The 16583-nt window shown below is 67.0% G+C and carries 17 protein-coding genes; 7 read left to right on the top strand and 10 right to left on the bottom strand.

All coding sequences use genetic code 11. The features are described 5' to 3' along the window. The first annotated feature begins 106 nt into the window (after positions 1-106). Together xseA and MRBLMD1_RS03430 are read left to right on the top strand one after the other, a co-directional pair. Positions 107-1459, top strand: coding sequence for an exodeoxyribonuclease VII large subunit (gene xseA / locus MRBLMD1_RS03435; protein ID WP_364397500.1), 1353 nt, complete (start codon positions 107-109; stop codon positions 1457-1459). After that, a complete protein-coding gene (locus tag MRBLMD1_RS03430) occupies positions 1456-1674 on the top strand; it encodes an exodeoxyribonuclease VII small subunit (RefSeq protein ID WP_364397497.1) in 219 nt (72 codons plus the stop codon). The genes xseA and MRBLMD1_RS03430 overlap by 4 nt, the downstream gene beginning before the upstream one ends. Positions 1675-1755: 81 nt before the next feature. Here the strand turns inward: MRBLMD1_RS03430 and MRBLMD1_RS03425 are convergent, their stop codons facing one another. The 6 genes from MRBLMD1_RS03425 to MRBLMD1_RS03400 form a co-directional block, all read right to left on the bottom strand. Next, positions 1756-2610, bottom strand: a complete 855-nt coding sequence (locus MRBLMD1_RS03425; protein ID WP_224026591.1) for a polyphosphate kinase 2 family protein — start codon at positions 2608-2610, stop codon at positions 1756-1758. A 51-nt stretch (positions 2611-2661) separates the two neighbouring features. Next, complete coding sequence (locus tag MRBLMD1_RS03420; RefSeq protein ID WP_159631460.1) at positions 2662-3882, bottom strand: pyridoxal phosphate-dependent aminotransferase; 1221 nt, start codon at positions 3880-3882, stop codon at positions 2662-2664. A 141-nt stretch (positions 3883-4023) separates the two neighbouring features. Further along, positions 4024-4986: an ABC transporter substrate-binding protein gene (locus tag MRBLMD1_RS03415; protein WP_159631459.1), complete on the bottom strand. Its 963-nt coding sequence runs from the start codon at positions 4984-4986 to the stop codon at positions 4024-4026. Next, positions 4983-5729, bottom strand: a complete 747-nt coding sequence (locus MRBLMD1_RS03410) for an ABC transporter permease (RefSeq protein ID WP_224026593.1) — start codon at positions 5727-5729, stop codon at positions 4983-4985. The genes MRBLMD1_RS03415 and MRBLMD1_RS03410 overlap by 4 nt, the downstream gene beginning before the upstream one ends. After that, the gene (locus MRBLMD1_RS03405; protein ID WP_364397492.1) at positions 5726-6445 is read right to left on the bottom strand and encodes an ABC transporter permease; all 720 of its coding nucleotides are present in this window, start codon (positions 6443-6445) and stop codon (positions 5726-5728) included. The genes MRBLMD1_RS03410 and MRBLMD1_RS03405 overlap by 4 nt, the downstream gene beginning before the upstream one ends. Beyond that, positions 6445-7545, bottom strand: a complete 1101-nt coding sequence (locus MRBLMD1_RS03400) for an ABC transporter ATP-binding protein (RefSeq protein WP_364397489.1) — start codon at positions 7543-7545, stop codon at positions 6445-6447. Before MRBLMD1_RS03400 ends, MRBLMD1_RS03405 begins: the two co-directional genes overlap by 1 nt. Before the next feature lie 239 nt (positions 7546-7784). Between MRBLMD1_RS03400 and MRBLMD1_RS03395 the strand changes: the two genes are divergently transcribed. Further along, positions 7785-8804, top strand: coding sequence for a pirin family protein (locus MRBLMD1_RS03395; protein WP_224026595.1), 1020 nt, complete (start codon positions 7785-7787; stop codon positions 8802-8804). On the opposite strand, the gene MRBLMD1_RS03390 is transcribed toward MRBLMD1_RS03395, so the two are convergent. Both MRBLMD1_RS03390 and MRBLMD1_RS03385 read right to left on the bottom strand, forming a co-directional pair. Beyond that, on the bottom strand, positions 8801-9751 hold the full coding sequence (locus MRBLMD1_RS03390; RefSeq protein ID WP_364397485.1) for an N-acetylglucosamine kinase: 951 nt from the start codon (positions 9749-9751) through the stop codon (positions 8801-8803). The two genes, MRBLMD1_RS03395 and MRBLMD1_RS03390, sit on opposite strands and share 4 nt — an antisense overlap. A gap of 86 nt (positions 9752-9837) precedes the next feature. Beyond that, a complete protein-coding gene (locus MRBLMD1_RS03385; RefSeq protein ID WP_364397483.1) occupies positions 9838-10812 on the bottom strand; it encodes a LysR family transcriptional regulator in 975 nt (324 codons plus the stop codon). A gap of 97 nt (positions 10813-10909) precedes the next feature. On the opposite strand from MRBLMD1_RS03385, the gene MRBLMD1_RS03380 reads away from it, so the two are divergent. Then, positions 10910-12145, top strand: coding sequence for an MFS transporter (locus tag MRBLMD1_RS03380; protein WP_159631452.1), 1236 nt, complete (start codon positions 10910-10912; stop codon positions 12143-12145). 139 nt (positions 12146-12284) lie between these two features. After that, a complete protein-coding gene (locus MRBLMD1_RS03375) occupies positions 12285-12788 on the top strand; it encodes an Lrp/AsnC family transcriptional regulator (protein ID WP_159631451.1) in 504 nt (167 codons plus the stop codon). Between the two features lie 27 nt (positions 12789-12815). Here MRBLMD1_RS03375 and MRBLMD1_RS03370 read toward each other — a convergent pair whose 3' ends face one another. Beyond that, positions 12816-14063, bottom strand: coding sequence for an MFS transporter (locus tag MRBLMD1_RS03370; RefSeq protein ID WP_364397478.1), 1248 nt, complete (start codon positions 14061-14063; stop codon positions 12816-12818). Between the two features lie 169 nt (positions 14064-14232). Here MRBLMD1_RS03370 and MRBLMD1_RS03365 point away from each other — a divergent pair, with 169 nt between their 5' ends. Both MRBLMD1_RS03365 and corA read left to right on the top strand, forming a co-directional pair. Beyond that, entirely contained in the window at positions 14233-14724 is a 492-nt protein-coding gene (locus MRBLMD1_RS03365) for an Lrp/AsnC family transcriptional regulator (RefSeq protein WP_201302400.1), read from the top strand. Further along, positions 14725-15720: a magnesium/cobalt transporter CorA gene (corA, locus tag MRBLMD1_RS03360; RefSeq protein ID WP_364397475.1), complete on the top strand. Its 996-nt coding sequence runs from the start codon at positions 14725-14727 to the stop codon at positions 15718-15720. It begins immediately after the preceding gene. Here the strand turns inward: corA and MRBLMD1_RS03355 are convergent. Then, positions 15698-16480, bottom strand: coding sequence for a Pr6Pr family membrane protein (locus MRBLMD1_RS03355; protein WP_364397472.1), 783 nt, complete (start codon positions 16478-16480; stop codon positions 15698-15700). The genes corA and MRBLMD1_RS03355 overlap by 23 nt on opposite strands. Between the last annotated feature and the right edge of the window lie 103 nt (positions 16481-16583).

The raw sequence follows: 16583 nt of genomic DNA, 5'->3' as shown, positions 1-16583 counted from the left end.
GGCCCTGTCAGTCCCCGGTGCTAGACCTTATGGATAAGGTTGATTGACCGCCCACAACAGTTGAAGGACCGCATGCCCGCAGCACCAGCCTCCCACCGGCGTCCGCATGTCTGACCAGGCCTCGTTACCGGGTACTGCCCCCACCACCCTGCCGGCCACCGCGGCGGAAACCAGCCCGGAAAACCCGTGGCCGCTGCAGCTGCTGTCGCAGAAGCTCAAGGCGCACATCGACCGTACCCCGTCGGCGTGGGTTGAGGGCCAGGTCATTGAACTGAACCGGCGCGGGACCAACGCCTACATCACGCTTCGGGACGTGGATGCGGAGGTGTCGCTGCCGGCTTCCGTCTGGACCAAGGTCCTGGAGCGGCAGAACCTTCCACTGGAGCGCGGTTCACGGGTAGTGGCCCTGCTGAAACCGGAGTTCTGGCTGAAGACGGGCCGGCTGAACATGCTGGTACGGGACATCCGGCCGGTCGGACTGGGTGACCTGCTGGCCCGCATTGAGCGGCTGCGCCAGGCCCTTGCAGCTGAGGGTCTTTTCGCCGACTCCCGGAAGAAGCGGCTGCCCCTGCTGCCGCACCGCATCGGCCTGATCACGGGACGGGACTCGGACGCCAAGAAGGACATCCTTCGCAACGCGGCCCTGCGGTGGCCGGCGGTGGAGTTCGAGATCCGCGAGGTGGCCGTCCAGGGGAACACAGCCGTGTCCCAGGTGGTCCGTGCCCTGCGTGAACTGGACGACCGGCCTGAGGTGGATGTCATCGTCATCGCCCGGGGCGGCGGGGCACTGGAAGATCTTCTGCCCTTTAACAGCGAGGAGCTGATCCGGGCCGTGGCCGCGGCCAACACACCCGTGGTGAGCGCCATTGGCCATGAGGCGGACCGCCCGCTGCTGGATTACGTCGCCGATCTGCGGGCCTCCACCCCCACCGACGCCGCGAAGCGGATCGTGCCCGAGGTATCCGAGGAACTTGCCGGGGTGCGCCAGGCGCGGGAACAGCTGCGGCGCTGCGTGGAACGGCTGGTGGACCGGGAGACGGACCGGCTGGCGGCACTGCATTCGCGGCCCGTCATGGCGGCGCCCGAGGGCATGGTCTCCGTCCGGGGCGAGGAAATCGAACGGCTGCTGCGGCGCTCGTCCGCCGCGGTGAGCTCCACGGTGGTGCGGGCAGCGGACCAGCTGGAGCATCTGAAAGCCCAGGTCCGTGCGCTCTCACCGCAGAAGACCCTGGACCGGGGGTACGCCGTCGTCGAACTGGCAGGCGACCAGGCCGCACGGATCGTCGAGGCCGGCCACGCCGTCGTCCGCAGGCCCGCCGAAGCACCTGCGGGTGCCGCCTTGTCCATCCGTGTCGCGGAGGGCCGCTTCGGAGCCACCTCCACCGGCCCTGCGGAGTCCACCAGGGCACCGCACTTAGGAAACCCAGACCAGCACCAGGAAGTGGAAGAGAAGGCATGACCGAACAGAAACCAGAATCCGATGTCGCCGCGCTGAGCTATGAGGAAGCCCGGGAGCAGCTCATCGCCGTGGTGGGCAGGCTGGAGGCCGGAGGGGCAAGCCTGGAGGAATCCCTGGCCTTGTGGGAGCGTGGCGAGGCACTGGCCGCGCGGTGCGAGGAGTGGCTCGAGGGAGCACGGAAGCGCTTGGCCGCTGCCCGGAACCAGCCGCTGTAACCAACGAACCGCCGGACCGGGCCAGCCCTGGGAACCGCGGCTGTCAAACTGGGGGAACCTGCTCCGGCCCAAGGGCCCGGGTCAGGAACGAGCCACGAGCTCCCGTTCGATGTCGACGTCGAATTCAGCCTTGGGCCACTCCAGGCGGAAATCGGACAGCGCCGATATCACCAGTTGCTGCACGGCGATGCGGGCGAACCATTTCTTGTTGGCCGGAACCACGTACCACGGGGCAATCGCTGAGCTGGTCTCGTCAAACGCGGCCTGGTATGCAGCCATGTAGTCATCCCAAAAGGCGCGTTCCTTCAGGTCGCCGCTGCTGTATTTCCAGTGCTTGGCAGGGTTGTCCAGGCGGGCCAGCAGCCGGGATTTCTGCTCATCCTTGCTGATGTTGAGCATCACTTTGATGATCTTGGTGCCGGCGTCGGTTTGGCGGGCTTCGAATTCGTTGATGGCCCGGTAGCGCCGGCTGATTTCTTCCGGGGTGGCCCAGTTGTGGACGCGGTGGATGAGGACGTCCTCATAGTGGGAGCGGTCAAAGATGCCCACCATCCCGGCTCCGGGGACCTCCTTCTCGATACGCCAGAGGAAATCGTAGGACTTCTCCTGCTCGGTGGGGGCCTTGAACGCCTTGAACTGGACGCCCTGGGGGTCCATGGTTGCCATGACGTGGTTGACGATTCCGCCCTTGCCGGCTGTGTCCATGGCCTGCAGGACCAGGAGGATCCGTTTCTTTCCGCCGGCCCGGGATTCGGCGAACAGCTGTTCCTGCAGCTCCGAGAGCGTCCCGTCCATCTCAGCCAGCAACGCCTCGCCGTCGGCCTTGTTGCCGCTGTAGCCCGGAGTGGCGTCCGGGTCCACCGCTGCCAGGGAAAATCCCTTTCCAACGCGGAGAGTCTCAGACGGATGCTGGTCGAAGCCAACGACGCGGGCCATGGGGTTCCTCTCCGCAGGGGGTACACGGGCCCGGTGGCCCGTGAGCACAGGCTAGTTCCCCTGGTACCTGCTTAGGAAGTCCCCCATGCGCCCAATGGCTTCTTCGATGTCCTTCACGTTGGGCAGCGTCACCATGCGGAAGTGGTCCGGGCGCACCCAGTTGAAGGCGCGGCCATGGGATACCAGGATCTTCTGTTCCCTGAGCAGGTCAAGGACAAACTTCTCGTCATCCCGGATGTGGTAGACCTCGGGGTCAAGCCGCGGGAACAGGTACAGGGCGCCTTTGGCCTGCTGCGTGCTGACGCCGGGAATGGCGTTCAGCATGTCGTAGGCCTTGTTGCGCTGCTCCAGCAGCCGGCCGCCCGGGAGGATGAGGTCGTTGATGCTCTGGTAGCCGCCCAACGCCGTCTGGATGGCGTGCTGGGCCGGGACATTGGCGCACAGGCGCATGTTGGCCAGGAGGTTGATGCCTTCGAGGTAGTCGGCGGCGTCCTTCTTGGGTCCTGAAATGGCCATCCAGCCTGCCCGGTAACCGCAGACGCGGTAGGCCTTGGACAACCCGCTGAAGGTCAGGCACAGGACGTGGTCGCCCGTGAGGCCGGCCAGGTTCACGTGGACGGCGTCCTCGTACAGGATCTTTTCGTAGATCTCGTCGGCGAAAATCACCAGGCCGTGCTTTTCGGCCAGGGCCACGATGCGTTTCAGGGTCTGTTCCGGATACACAGCGCCGGTGGGGTTGTTCGGGTTGATGACCACGATGCCCTTGGTGCGGGGAGTGATCTTGGCTTCCATGTCCTCCAGGTCAGGCTGCCAGCCCGACTCTTCATCGCAGAGGTAATGCACGGGTTTTCCGCCGGCGAGCGCTACGGAGGCCGTCCAGAGCGGGTAGTCCGGCGTGGGGATGAGCACTTCGTCGCCGGAGTCCAGCAGCGCCATCAGGGACATGGTGATGAGCTCGCTGACGCCGTTGCCCAGGTAGATGTCGTCAACGTGGATGTTCTGGATACCGCGGGTCTGGTAGTACTGCGAGACGGCGGTGCGGGCAGAAAATATGCCGCGGGAATCGCTGTAGCCCTGGGCGTGGGGCAGGTGGCGGATCATGTCCACCAGGATGGCGTCGGGCGCCTCGAAGCCGAACGGTGCGGGGTTGCCGATGTTCAGCTTGAGGATCCGGTGGCCCTCCGCCTCCATCTGCTGGGCGGCTTCGAGGATCGGTCCACGGATGTCATATAGGACGTTATTGAGCTTCGTGGACTGCCTGAATTCTGCCATCCCTCAAATATGCCACAGGAAGGATGAATGGCCGTTGAGACATCCGCCACATGGCCGGCGGCGGCTGCCGGACCTTCGAAAGGCCGGCAGCCGCCGTCGTTGTCACCTACGTGTTACTGCCCGGGGGCAGGGAACGCGGACCTACTTGACGATGCCCTTCTCCTTGAGCCAGTTGGTTGCTGCCGTCTTGGCGTCCTGCTTCTGGCTGCCGCTGACGGAGCGGTTGAGGTTGATCAGGTCATCGGTGGTGAGGGTGCTGGAGACCGAGTTGAGTGCCTGCTTAGCCTTGTCCGTCATCTTGGCCTTGTTGTACAGCGGCAGGACCTGCTGGGCGATGAAGTTGTTCTTGGGATCGTCCAGCACCACGAGGTCGTTGTCCGCGATGGACGGCGTGGTGGTGTAGATATCGGCCACCTGCACCTGGTCCTCCAGGAGGGCCTTGAGCGTTACCGGGCCGCCGCCGTCGCTGAAGGGCTCAAGCTTCTTGGGTTCGCAGTTGTAGTTCTTCTTCAGCCCAGGCAGGCCGTAGGCGCGCTCGGCGAAGGTGGCCGGGGCGCCGACGACGATCTGGCTGCAGACCTTGGCCAGGTCCTCAATGGATTTCAGCTGGTACTTCTCGGCCGTTGCCTTGGTGACCACCATGGCGTCCTTGTCTTCGGCCTTGGACACGTCCAGGACGCCAAGGCCATCCGGCAGCTTGCCCGGCAGCGCCTTGGCGATGTCACCGGCGGAGACTTCCGTGGCTTCCTTGTCCACGTAGAGCAGCAGGTTGCCGCTGTAATCCGGCACCACATCCACTGACCCGTCCTGGACGGCCTTGAAGTAGACCTCGCGGGAGCCGATGTTCGGTTTGGTGGTGGCGGTGATTCCGTTGGCGTTCAAGGCGCCGGCGTACAGCTCGGCGATGATCTGGCTCTCCGGGAAGTCCGCGGAACCCACCACCAGGGATGTGGCCCCACCGGAAGCGCCGGCGCTGGATGCGGGCGCGTTCTTCAGCGGATCGGACGAACCGCCGCAGGCTGACAGCGCCACTGCCAGGCCAAGCCCGGCGGCAAGGCCGCTGAACGCCCGCCTGCCGAGGCGCTGGGGACGGCTATCTTTCATGATTTACCTCCTTGTACAACAGTCTCCGCAACAACGGGGTCTGTGAGATCAACCGCAGCCTCCTGGCTGCGGAAGGACAGCTTCGAGGCCCCTGGTGTCAGGAACAGCCTCTGGAACAGGGACAGGAGAAGGTCGACGGCGATGGCCAGCACTGCGATGAGGAGGGAACCTCCCAGCATCTGGGGGAAGTCGCTGAGGACCAGTCCGTCAAAGAGATACCGGCCCAGTCCGCCGAGGTTGATGTACGCCACCACCGAGACGGTGGCGATCACCTGCAGCACACCGGTCCGGAAACCGCCGAACATGACGGTGAGGGCGTTGGGCAGTTCGGCCCGGAACAGAACCTGCAGTTCCGTCATGCCCATGGCCCGGGCGGCATCAACCACGTTCCGGTCCACGCTGGAGATGCCCGCGTAGGTCCCTGCCAGGAGCGGGGGCACCGTGAGGATTACCAGGGCCCAGATGGGCGGCATCAGCCCGATGCCTGCCAGGAGCACGAACAGGATCAGCAGGCCAAGGGTGGGCAGGGCGCGCAGTGCGCCGGCCAGGGCCACGACAGCGACGCGTCCCCTTCCCGTGTGGCCGACGAACATCCCGACGGGTACTGCAACGGCGGTGGCGATCAGCATGACCAGGCCGGTGTACTGGAGGTGCTCCCCCAGCCGGGCGGGAATGCCCATGCTTCCGGCCCAGTGCAGGGGGTCGGCGAGCCAGGCGAAGGTATCGGCGAAGACGTTGCTCATGCTGCCTCACCCACTGTGGAAGCAGCCTCTTCAGCAGCGGTGGTTCCGGAGGGGACGCCCAGGGCTCCGTGGTTCTTCAGCTGCCCGGCCCGCTCCCAAGGGGTGAGGACGCGTTCCAGGAGGACCAGGACGGCGTCCATCAGCAGCGCGAGGACCAGGATGGCGATGATGCCCACCACCACCTCGGTGACGAAGTCGCGCTGGAGCCCGTCAGTGAAGAGCATGCCCAGGTTGCCCACGCCCAGGAGGGCCGCAACGCTGACCAGCGAGATGTTGCTGACGGACACCACCCGGAGGCCGGCAAACATGACCGGAAGGGAGAGCGGCAGGTCAACCTGCAGGAACCGGGCCAGGGGCTTGAACCCCATGGCCTGCGCGGCCTGGCTGACGTCCGCGTCCACGGAGTCGAAGGCATCAAGGGCCGCGCGCACCAGCAGGGCCACGGCATAAATGGTCAGCGCCACCACCACGTTGAGGGGATCCAGGATCCGGGTCCCCAGGATGGTGGGAAGGATGATGAACAAGGCCAGCGACGGGATGGTGTAGAGCAGGGAAGAGGCCGTCAGCACCACGGAGCGGAGCGCACTGTTTTGCCGCGCCAACTGTGCCAGCGGGATGGAAATGAGCAGGCCCAGGACCATGGGGACCAGCGCCAGCACCAGGTGCTGGCCGCCGCGCTCCAGGATCATGCCGGTATTGGCCAGGAACCATTCCATCAGAGGGCAGCCTGCCGCACCTGGCGCGCTTCTTCGATCAATGCCAGGACCTCACCGCCGCGGACCACGCCCAGGACCACGCCGCCGGCATCCACGGCGACGCCCAGGCCGGAGGGCGAGGACAGGGCGGCATCCAGGGCGCGGCGGAGGCTCTCTCCGGGGCGGAACAGCGAGCCGCCGGGAATCAATTCAGTCTCCGTGCCGGGTGCCGACCATCCCAGCGGACGCTTGTCCGCGTCCACCACCAGTTGCCAGCCGCCGGCAGCGCTGGAATCGGACTGGTACCCTCCGGAGGCCCGGATGATCGTGGGCACCGGGTGGATCGCCACGCCGTCGGACGGGGAAAAACCAAGGTGGCGGAAGCCGCGGTCGCGCCCCACGAAGGAGGCCACGAAGTTGTTGGCCGGCGCCCGCAGGATCTCCTCTGGCGAGGCGTACTGGGCCAGCTTGCCGCCGGTGGCAAAGACAGCCACCTTGTCGCCCAGGATGGTGGCCTCATCAATATCGTGGGTCACGAAAACGATGGTCTTGGCCAGATCCTTTTGCAGCCGCAGCAGCTCGTGCTGGAGTTCGTCGCGGACAACGGGGTCCACCGCGCTGAACGGCTCATCCATGAGGAGTACGGGCGGGTCCGCAGCGAGGGCGCGCGCCACGCCCACGCGCTGCTGCTGGCCGCCGGAAAGCTGCGACGGGTAGCGCCCACCCAGCGACGGCGCCAGGCCCACCACATCCAGGAGTTCGCGGGCACGCTTCCGGGAGTCCGCTTTGGAGACCCCGTTCAGGCGCGGAACGGTGGCGATGTTGTCCAGGACGGAGCGGTGCGGCAGGAGCCCGGCGGACTGCATCACGTACCCCATTGACCGCCGCAGTTCGGCCGCCGGTACCGACGTGACATCCCGGCCGTCCACGGTGATGGTCCCGGACGTGGGTTCCACCATCCGGTTGATCATCCTGAGGGACGTTGTTTTGCCGCAGCCGGAAGGACCCACGAAGACGGTGACGGACCCTTTGGCGATGGACATGGACAACCCGTCCACGGCAGGCTGGCCGCCCGGATACTGCTTGGTAACGCTCTGGAACTCGATCATCGCCTGGTCCATGGTGCGGACTTACCTGTTCTCTTGGACGGGCTGTTCCCAGCACCGCGACACTGCCATAAGCACGCTGATAGTTACGGTAACCCAAACCGGGTCAGGCTTCAGCAGCTCGGGCCCTAATCCGTACAAAGGAATCCCTACTGTAACCATTCGGAACCCCGGCCGGGATGGATGGGATTCCCTGGATCCGGCCCTGCAGCGGCTCCTGTCACGGGCGCCGCGGCCGGGCCTACAGTGGAGGCGTGACCAACTTGGAAGTATCGCCGCAGCAGGAAGTTTGCCCACCCGCACCCGAAGGAGGGATGTCCGGCCCCTGCCTGCAGCTATGGCCGGAACGTGAAGTACCCCTGGGCGGCGTCCGCGCCATGAACGTCAAGCGCACGTTGCCCCAGCGCGGCCTTCCCACGATCGGGGCCTGGTGCTTCCTGGACAGTTTCGGCCCGGACCGGACCGCGATGTCCGTCCTTCCCCACCCCCACATCGGGCTGCAAACGGTCACCTGGCCGCTGGCGGGGCACATCCGCCACCGGGACAGCGTGGGCAGCGACGTGGTGGTGCGCCCCGGGGAGCTGAACATCATGACAGCCGGCCACGGCGTCTCGCATTCCGAGTTCGCTGTGCTTCCTGCCGGCGGCGGGGAGTTGCCGCTGCAACGGGGCCTGCAGCTGTGGGTGGCCCTTCCCGACGGGGACCGGCACCGGGAACCGGCATTCGAACAGCACCGCGAGCTGCCACGCGCTGCCGGGCCGGGCTTCACGGCGACGGTCATGGTGGGCGAGCTTGCCGGGGTGGCCTCCCCCGCAACAGTGTTTTCGCCGATCGTCGGCGCGGACGTTTCCTGCGAGGGCGAGGCGGTGCTGCCGTTGAACCCCGGCTTTGAGCACGGCATCCTGGTGCTCGACGGCGGCCTGGCGGTGGACGGGCAGGACCTGCCGGCGGGACCGCTGGGCTACCTGGGCACCGGCCGCAGCGAACTCAGGGTGGAGGCTCTCCCCGGTACGAGGTTCCTGCTGATCGGCGGCGAGCCGTTTGGTGAGGAACTGCTGATGTGGTGGAACTTTGTGGGCCGCACCCATGACGAAGTGGAAAAGGCCAGGGACGACTGGGAAGCGCAGGCCGGCCTGCCGGACGCTGAGACGGCTGCAGCCCGCTACGGCCTGGTGCCGGGCCACGGCCCGGATGCCGGGGCGGAAGCCGGCCGGATTCCCGCTCCCCCGCTCCCCGGTGTCCGGCTGACACCGCGGAAGCGTTCCGTGGGCTAGGCGGGTTCGGCCACCAGCTGCAGCACGCCGAACACCGGTTCCTGGTCCAGCACCCTGACGTCGGTCACGCCGGTTTCGGCGAGGTTCCGGCGGAAGGACTCCTGCAGGGGTGCCACGTTCATGCCCAGACCGCCGCCCAGGATCACCGGACCTTCGATTTTCAGCTGGCCCAGCACCTGGCCGGCCAAAGCAGCGAGGTCCTGCCCGGCCTGCTCCAGCAACATGGCGCTGTCCCGGTGCCCGGAGGCCGCGGCTTCCACGACGTGCCTGGCCTGCTGCGCCCAGAAGCGCCTCCCGGTGTCCGGGGAGTGGAACAAGGCGATGAGCTTGTTGGGGTGGTCCAGCCCGCAGGATGCCAGGAGCGCCGCCGTGAGCTGGTCGACGGGCAGGCCCTGGTTCATCCTGCGGAGGCTGTGCCGCACCGCTTCCCGGCCCAGCCAGTAGCCGCTGCCTTCATCCCCCAGCAGGTATCCCCATCCGCCGGCCCTGGCCTCGCCGCCGTCGGCGTTGCGTCCCCACGCGGCAGATCCGGTGCCCGCGATGACCGCTACTCCGGTGGCGGCGCGGCCCGCGGCCAGCAGGAGGCGGGAGTCATGGACAACGGTGACGCGTGCTTCGGGAGCCAGGGGCTGGATCAGCGCAGCCAGGGCGGCGGCGTCTTCATCGGTATCGATTCCGCCGGATCCCGCGTATACCCGGTCCACGTGACCTCCGCCGATCGTGGCGAACAGGTCCGCAAGGTTGCGTGCCGCCTGCTCGCGGCTGACATTCTGGACGTTGGAGCTTCCGGCCGATTCGTCGGCTGCGGGGTGGCCGTCCTCGAAACGGATGCCGTGGGTCTTGGTGCCCCCGATATCCAGCCCGATCGTGATGCCGTGCAAAGGACTGGCCGCGGAGCCTGCCGCTTGGTCAAAAGGAGTGGCAGAGGAGTTCTGGGTGTTTGTCACGTCACAAGGGTACTTGCCCCATGGTGTTTGGCACCCCGCCGCCCCTGCACCGGAAGCCAGCCGCCGCCGTCGGACATTTTCCCGGCTCAGCGGCCTGCCCTCGTGACCAGCCCGGCCAGCAGCGCGGGCCCCTGCCCCACCACCAGCTCGCGGAAAAGCCTGGCCGGAACCGGCTCGCTTTCCGGTTTCCTGCGCCGCCAGCTGACGCCGACTTCCCGGAAGGCGAGTGCCGAGTCCAGCGGAACCTCCACCCACCCCAGGTCCCCGGTTTCGGGACGCGGAGTCCGGCCGGGAGCGTCGCCGCCCGGCGGCAGGATGCTGACGCCAAGGCCGGCGGAGACCAGGCCGCGGACGGTGTGGGAATCCTGGCTTTCGAAGGCGATCCGCGGACGGTACCCGGCCTCGCGGAAGAGCGCGTCGGTCAGGGAACGCAGCCCATAGCCGGGCCCGAGCACTACGACGGGCTCCATCCGGATGTCGGCCAGCCGGGCCATCCGCTGCCGGGCAAGCGGATGGGCGTGATGCACCACCAGGCGCAGCGGCTCGCGGTACAGCGGCGCCGAGCCGAGGTTCTTGCCCGGCGGCGCCACGGGTGCCGTGAGGGCGAGGTCCGCCTCCCCCGCTGACAACTCATCCAGGCAGGTATCCCGGGCGCCTTGGCTAAGGCGGAAGCCGGTCCCGGGATGCCGGGCACGGAAGGCGCTGATCAGCAGCGGCAGGGTGGCTTCGCCGAAGGTGTGCTGGAAAGACACGGACACGGTGCCCCTGACCACCTGCGACTCGTTCCGCACCAGATCGAGTCCGGCCTGGAACTCTGCGAGCGCCTGCTCGACGTACGGCAGCAACGTGCGGGCAGCCTGAGTCAGGCGGACTCCGCGGCCGTCCCTGACCAGGAGTTCGGTGCCGACGGCGGCACTGGCCCTCGCCAGCGCCCGGCTCACCGTTGACTGGGGTACTCCGAGCAGTTCGGCCGTTTCCGTCACGTGCTCCGTCCGGCCCAGCTCTGCGAGCACCGGCAGCAGCGGCAACAACTGCGCAAGTTGTTTCCGGTCAGGCTCCATCGGCAGTTCCTCCCAAGGGAAAACAATCCATAATTGCTATCACTTTGGCATAAAGCATGCATTGGATGCATTCATCCGCCGAGACTACGCTGGCTGGATGCCTCAGAACGCAAGCGCCGGCACTGACGCTTCCCCCCTCTGGAACGGCCACGCCAAGGGATCCAGGGCCTACGGGCGGATCCTGGCCGGCCTGTCCTGCGCCGGCGTGGCCACCTTCGCCCAGCTCTACTCCACCCAGGCGGTCCTTCCCCTCCTGGCGGCCGACCTGCGCATCACTGCTGCCGAGGCCGCCCTCACTATTTCCCTCGCCACCGTTGGCCTCGCCGCCACGGTAATCCCCTGGTCCTTCCTGGCGGACCGGATCGGCCGGGTGAAGGCCATGATGTGGGGCATCACCGCGGCCACCATCCTGGGACTGCTGGTACCCATGTCCACCAGCTTCACCATGCTGCTGGTCCTGCGGCTGCTGGAGGGAATGGCCCTGGGCGGCATTCCCGCCATCGCCATCGCCTACCTGAACGAGGAAGTCAGCAAAGCCCACGCCGCCCTCGCCGCGGGAAGCTACGTGGCCGGCACCACGCTGGGAGGACTGTCCGGGCGGCTGGTGGCGGGGCCGGTTGGCGAGCTCTGGGGATGGCGGTCCGCGGCGCTGGCCGTGTCACTGCTGGCGACCGTTGCCGCCGTCGCGTTCCTTGTCCTGGTGCCCCGCGCCCGGGGTTTCGTCCCGGCCCCGGCTTCCGGGCTCCGCAGTGCCATCGGGACCCTGGGCGGCCACCTGCGCAATATCAGGCTGCTGGCCCTGTACGCCCAGGCATTCCTGATGATGGGCGGCTTCGTGGCGGTCTACAACTACCTGGGCTTCCGGTTGTCCGGTGCGCCGTTCGGGCTTCCGGCGACAGTGATCAGCCTGATCTTCCTTGCCTACCTGTCCGGCACGTTCTCCTCCCGCTGGGCGGCGGGGATGACCACGCGGTACGGCCGCCGGAGCGTGCTGCTGGCAGGACTTGCGCTGGCCCTGGCAGGACTGGCCCTGACACTCACCCAGTCCCTGGTCCTGATCCTGGCCGGGCTGGTGGTGTTTACCGGCGGTTTCTTTGCAGCCCACAGCATCGGCTCCGGCTGGACGGGTGCCATCGCCAGGACCGGACGGGCGCAGGCAGCGTCACTGTACAACCTTGCCTACTACCTTGGTTCCAGCCTGCTGGGCTGGGCCGGCGGCCTGGTCTTCCAGGCCTGGGGCTGGAACGCCCTTGCGGGAGCTGTCATGGTCCTGGCCTGCCTGACTGCGGCAACTGTCGCCGTCGTCCATCCGCCGGCGGAACGCGCGTCCTGAGCCGGCGTGCCGCGGACGAATTAACCAACTTCACGAGGCCTTGGGAGGGTTTGGATGTTCGGCAGGACGCGTGCCTGCTGCGCAGCTCGCGGCGATTCTGCGGTCTAGGATGAACTAGGACCGCTTGGAAGGAACCGCAGTGAGCACGAATGCAAGGAACACCAGGCCCGGGGCGCACCTGGAGCCGCTGGACGCCATCGACGAGCGACTCCTCGCGGCCCTGGTGGCGGATGCCAGGATTTCCAACAAACAGCTCGCCGAGATGGTGGGGATTGCGCCCTCGACGGCACTTATGCGCACCCGTGCCCTTTCGGAGCGGGGCATCGTCCAGGGTTACGAGGCGAAGCTGAGCCTGTCAGCCATCGGCAGGTCCGTACAGGCACTGGTGGCTGTACGGCTCCGCGCCCACGACAGGGACCAGATCGACCGTTTCACCGCCCGCGTGCCGCACCTGCCCGCCGTGCTGTCCACCTTCCACACCTCAGGTTCGGTCGACTACCTGCTGCACATCGCCGTCGGGACTACAGAAGACCTGCGGGACTGGGTATTGGACAACCTGGCCACCGACCCCGTGGTGGGGCACACCGAAACCACCCTCGTCTTCGAGCACATCCAGGGCAACCACGGCCCGCTTCCGGACTAGCAGCGAAACAGCCCCGGGGGCCACGGTTCAGGCGGCGGACTGCCGCCTCGCCGTTTGGACCAGCGTCGCGGCGGCAAGTCCAAGGGCCGCCGCACCGCACAGCAGGACGAAGCCCTGCACGGCCGCTGCCATGCCGAACGCGGCGCTGGCCCAGCCCAGGCCCAGGACCGGCACCGCGCTTCCCAGGTAGGTGATGACGTAGACGGTGCTGATGATCTGCGCGTGGCGGGCCGGTTCCACCCTGGCCGCCACATCGTTGAACACGGTACGGAATGCCAGCCCCTGCCCCACTCCGGCGGCAATGGCTGCGCCCACCAGCATCACGGGGCTGTGCCAGGTCCCGGCGGCGCCCAGCAGCATGACGGAGATGCCCAGCACGGCCAGGCCGGCGGGCACGGTCAGGCGCCCGCGCACGGTCACCAACTGGCTCAGGGCCGATGCACCAAGCGGCAGCCCGGCGAGAACGCCGATCAGCGGCCGGGAGTCCGTACCCAGGACCTGGGCGAAGTATCCCGGGGCCAGGGACAGGGAGAAGCCAAACACGGCAAAGCTGAGGAAGCCGACGCCGGATGCCAGCCAGAAAGCGCCCCTCGCCTGGCGGGACACGGAGGGCCTGCGCGGCGCAAGGGCATGCAGCGGCCGGGACACAGCGGGAACCATGATGGCCGGGCGGGCACGGATCAGGTACAGCGGCACCAGGAGCCCGGCGAGCAGCAACGAGTGGACGGCGTACGGAGCCGTGGTGGCGCCGGGAAGCAGGGACAGCAGGCCGCCGATGACAGGCCCGGCCGCAACTCCCCCTGAAGAGGCCAGCAGGGTAAAGCGCGACGCCCATTCCGGCCGGGAGGGAAGCAGTTCACGCAGGGCAGCCGCGCTGGCCCCCGTGGCAAGCGCGACTGCGATACCCTGCAGGGCCCGGCCGGCGCACAGGGCCGCCAGCGAGTGGGCCTCGGCAAATATTCCGCCGCCCGCCAGTCCGGTCAGCACGGCCACCAGGAGGGCTGCCCGCCTGCCGATATGGTCCGACCAGTGCCCGGCCAGGAGCAGGGTCCCCACCAGCGCCAGGACATAGCTGGCGAATGCTGCTGTGACTTCCAGGCTGGACAGTCCCAGGTTGGCCTGCAGCAGCGGGTACAGCGGCGTGGCAAGGTTGGCGCCCACCAGGAGCATGAAGATGGCGGCCCCGGAAATCACCAGCCGCGCCGTGGTGGAGGCATTCCACCCGCTGGGCGTGGCCGGTACCGGACGCATGCGCAGTTCGCTGAAGACCGTCATTGTGCCGCCTTAAGGATCGCCGCGGCGGGTGGTCCTTGTGGGAGCCCTTCACGGATACAACAGTGTTGATACAAGAGTGCGGCACGGCTGCGCCATCCATCCGTTACGAGGTGGATAATTGAGCAAAATCATCAACTTACGGATCACCGCATGATGGAGAGTGACGATCTTGAACAAGTTGGACACCACAGACCTGAAGATCCTCCTGGCCCTCATCAGGGATCCCCGGATCCAGATCGGCGAGCTCAGCGACTCCCTGGGCATCGCCCGCAACACGGCCCAGTCGCGCGTGCGCCGCCTGCTCCGCACCGGCGTACTGCGCCCTGGCGGCCGCGAAGTCGATCTCGAAGCGGTGGGCTATGACGTGGTTGCTTTCGTCACCATCGAAGTCTCCCACCGCGAGCTCGACGGCGTCGTGGCGGCGCTGCGCCTCATCCCTCAGGTCCTGGAGGTCCATGAGATCTCAGGCCGCGGGGACGTCTGGTGCCGGGTGGTTGCCACCGACACCCACAACCTCCAGTCCTCCCTGCGGCAGGTCCTGAGGATCAAGGGAGTCATCCGGACAGAGACCGTCCTGGCCCTGCACACCCATATCCCCTACCGCACCGAGCCGCTCATCAGTGGCCTTAGCAGTGCCGCCGCCCCGGCTAGGATTTCCTGAATGACCATCATCGATAACGCCGTCTACGTCAACGGCGTCCGCCACGCCGAGCCCGAAAGCCTGGAACAGACCTTTGAGACCCTGGCCCGGCACGGCGGCATGGCATGGATCGGGCTCTACCGTCCCACTGCGGAAGAAATGACCGCCGTCGCCAATGAGTTCGGGCTGCACGCCCTCGCGGTGGAGGACGCCGTCTCGGCACACCAGCGGCCCAAGCTGGAGCGGTACGACGACAACCTCTTCACCGTCCTGCGTCCGGCCCGGTACCTGGATGTGGACGAGACCGTGGAGTTCGGCGAGCTCCACGTCTTCACCGGGAAGAACTTCGTAGTGACCGTACGGCATGCGGAAACGGCGGGCGTGGCCCGCGTGCGGCAGCGGCTGGAGGCCCGCCCCGACCTCCTCCAGCACGGGCCTGAAGCTGTTCTTTACGCCCTGCTGGACCGGGTGGTGGATGACTACGCGCCGGTGGTGGCGGGCCTGGAGAACGATATTGACGAAATTGAGGACCAGCTGTTCAGCGGCGATTCCTCGGTGTCACGCCGGATCTATGAACTGGCCCGCGAAGTCATCCAGTTCCAGCGCGCCATCCACCCCCTGCCGGAGATGCTGGACCAGCTGAAGCGGGGCTTCGAGAAGTACGGGGTGGAAACCGAACTCCGGCACAACCTGCGCGACGTGGAGGACCACGTGGAGCGGGTGATTTCCCGGGCTGACTCGTTCCGGGACTTGCTGCAGAATGCCCTGACCCTGGACGGAACCCTGACCGCCAACCGGCAGAACGAGGCCAGCGCCGAGCAGAACGAACAGGTCAAGAAGATCTCATCCTGGGCAGCGATCCTGTTCGCGCCGTCATTTGTGGCCGGCATCTACGGGATGAACTTCGACAACATGCCTGAGCTCCACTGGGCCGGCGGTTATCCCTACGCCTTGGTCCTCATGGTTGCCGCCGGGGCCCTCATGTACGGAATTTTCAAAAAGAAGGGCTGGATCTAGGGGCTTCGGCGCTGCGGGCCCTGCCGGCCCCGCCGGCCCCGCCGGCCTTTCCGGCCGCCAGCGCCGCCCGCGCGTTGCCCGCTGCGTGGACAAGGACCGAGACAACCAGGAACGCAACCAGGACCTGGGCCGTGGAAACAAACACCCTGGCCCACCCGCCGTCGAGCGTGGGATCCAGGAAGTCGTAGACGTACCATCCGTCGAGGCCCCCGCGGATCCAGGAGAACGCAAGGAAAGCCACGGGATAGCCCAGCCAGGCGAGGGGCCGCCACCACGCCCCGCGCAACGTCCGTGTCACCAGGAGCCAGTCGAGCGCCGTCACCAACGGGGCGAGGCGGTGGTGCACCATCTGGGGCCAATACAGATCCCAGCTCCACCACGGTTCACCCGGCGGAGCCACCAGCACCACATAGATGATGCCCGTCATCACCAGATAAAGGACCAGCGCTCCGAAAAGGTGGTCCCACCAGTGCGGCAGCCGGGCCCGCCGCCGGACACCCGAAACAATCAAAACGAGCCCCAAGGCAAGGTTTCCCTGGACGGTGAACTCCGAGTACAGCTGGGGAACATCCACGTCATTGCCCGGGAGGGTGGCATCAAACGTCTTCTGGACCAGTGCGGCGAGCACGAAGAGTCCGACAGATATGCGGACGGACCGGATCCAGGGACGGTCAGGGTGCAGGGCGCGGTTGGCAGGGGTATCCCGGCGGACCGGTGGGACCAAGGCCAAAGGACCGGCGGCGGGCTCTGTGAGGCTCATGGAGAAAGCGTGGAGCCGCGGAGGCGGAAGGGCTAGGGCCTTTTGGCAGTAAGGAGTTCACCGCCGGCCGGGCCGCCAGCCATTGGCCAGGACGGCGGATGTA

It is taken from the genome of Pseudarthrobacter sp. LMD1-1-1.1, assembly GCF_040676255.1.
In the GTDB taxonomy this organism is placed as follows: Bacteria; Actinomycetota; Actinomycetes; order Actinomycetales; family Micrococcaceae; genus Arthrobacter.
Note: the sequence above shows the minus strand (reverse complement) of the source record. Positions and strands in the feature narration are given on the sequence as shown.

What these genes read in the sequence shown, in the direction of transcription:
- MRBLMD1_RS03400 (WP_364397489.1), bottom strand. Translation starts at nt 7,545, where the DNA reads ATGGACCAGGCGATGATCGAGTTCCAGAGCGTTACCAAGCAGTATCCG.
- MRBLMD1_RS03355 (WP_364397472.1), bottom strand. Translation starts at nt 16,480, where the DNA reads ATGAGCCTCACAGAGCCCGCCGCCGGTCCTTTGGCCTTGGTCCCACCG.
- MRBLMD1_RS03385 (WP_364397483.1), bottom strand. Translation starts at nt 10,812, where the DNA reads ATGGAGCCTGACCGGAAACAACTTGCGCAGTTGTTGCCGCTGCTGCCG.
- MRBLMD1_RS03425 (WP_224026591.1), bottom strand. Translation starts at nt 2,610, where the DNA reads ATGGCCCGCGTCGTTGGCTTCGACCAGCATCCGTCTGAGACTCTCCGC.
- MRBLMD1_RS03405 (WP_364397492.1), bottom strand. Translation starts at nt 6,445, where the DNA reads ATGGAATGGTTCCTGGCCAATACCGGCATGATCCTGGAGCGCGGCGGC.
- MRBLMD1_RS03420 (WP_159631460.1), bottom strand. Translation starts at nt 3,882, where the DNA reads ATGGCAGAATTCAGGCAGTCCACGAAGCTCAATAACGTCCTATATGAC.
- MRBLMD1_RS03415 (WP_159631459.1), bottom strand. Translation starts at nt 4,986, where the DNA reads ATGAAAGATAGCCGTCCCCAGCGCCTCGGCAGGCGGGCGTTCAGCGGC.
- MRBLMD1_RS03380 (WP_159631452.1), top strand. Translation starts at nt 10,910, where the DNA reads ATGCCTCAGAACGCAAGCGCCGGCACTGACGCTTCCCCCCTCTGGAAC.
- corA (WP_364397475.1), top strand. Translation starts at nt 14,725, where the DNA reads ATGACCATCATCGATAACGCCGTCTACGTCAACGGCGTCCGCCACGCC.
- xseA (WP_364397500.1), top strand. Translation starts at nt 107, where the DNA reads ATGTCTGACCAGGCCTCGTTACCGGGTACTGCCCCCACCACCCTGCCG.
- MRBLMD1_RS03410 (WP_224026593.1), bottom strand. Translation starts at nt 5,729, where the DNA reads ATGAGCAACGTCTTCGCCGATACCTTCGCCTGGCTCGCCGACCCCCTG.
- MRBLMD1_RS03370 (WP_364397478.1), bottom strand. Translation starts at nt 14,063, where the DNA reads ATGACGGTCTTCAGCGAACTGCGCATGCGTCCGGTACCGGCCACGCCC.
- MRBLMD1_RS03430 (WP_364397497.1), top strand. Translation starts at nt 1,456, where the DNA reads ATGACCGAACAGAAACCAGAATCCGATGTCGCCGCGCTGAGCTATGAG.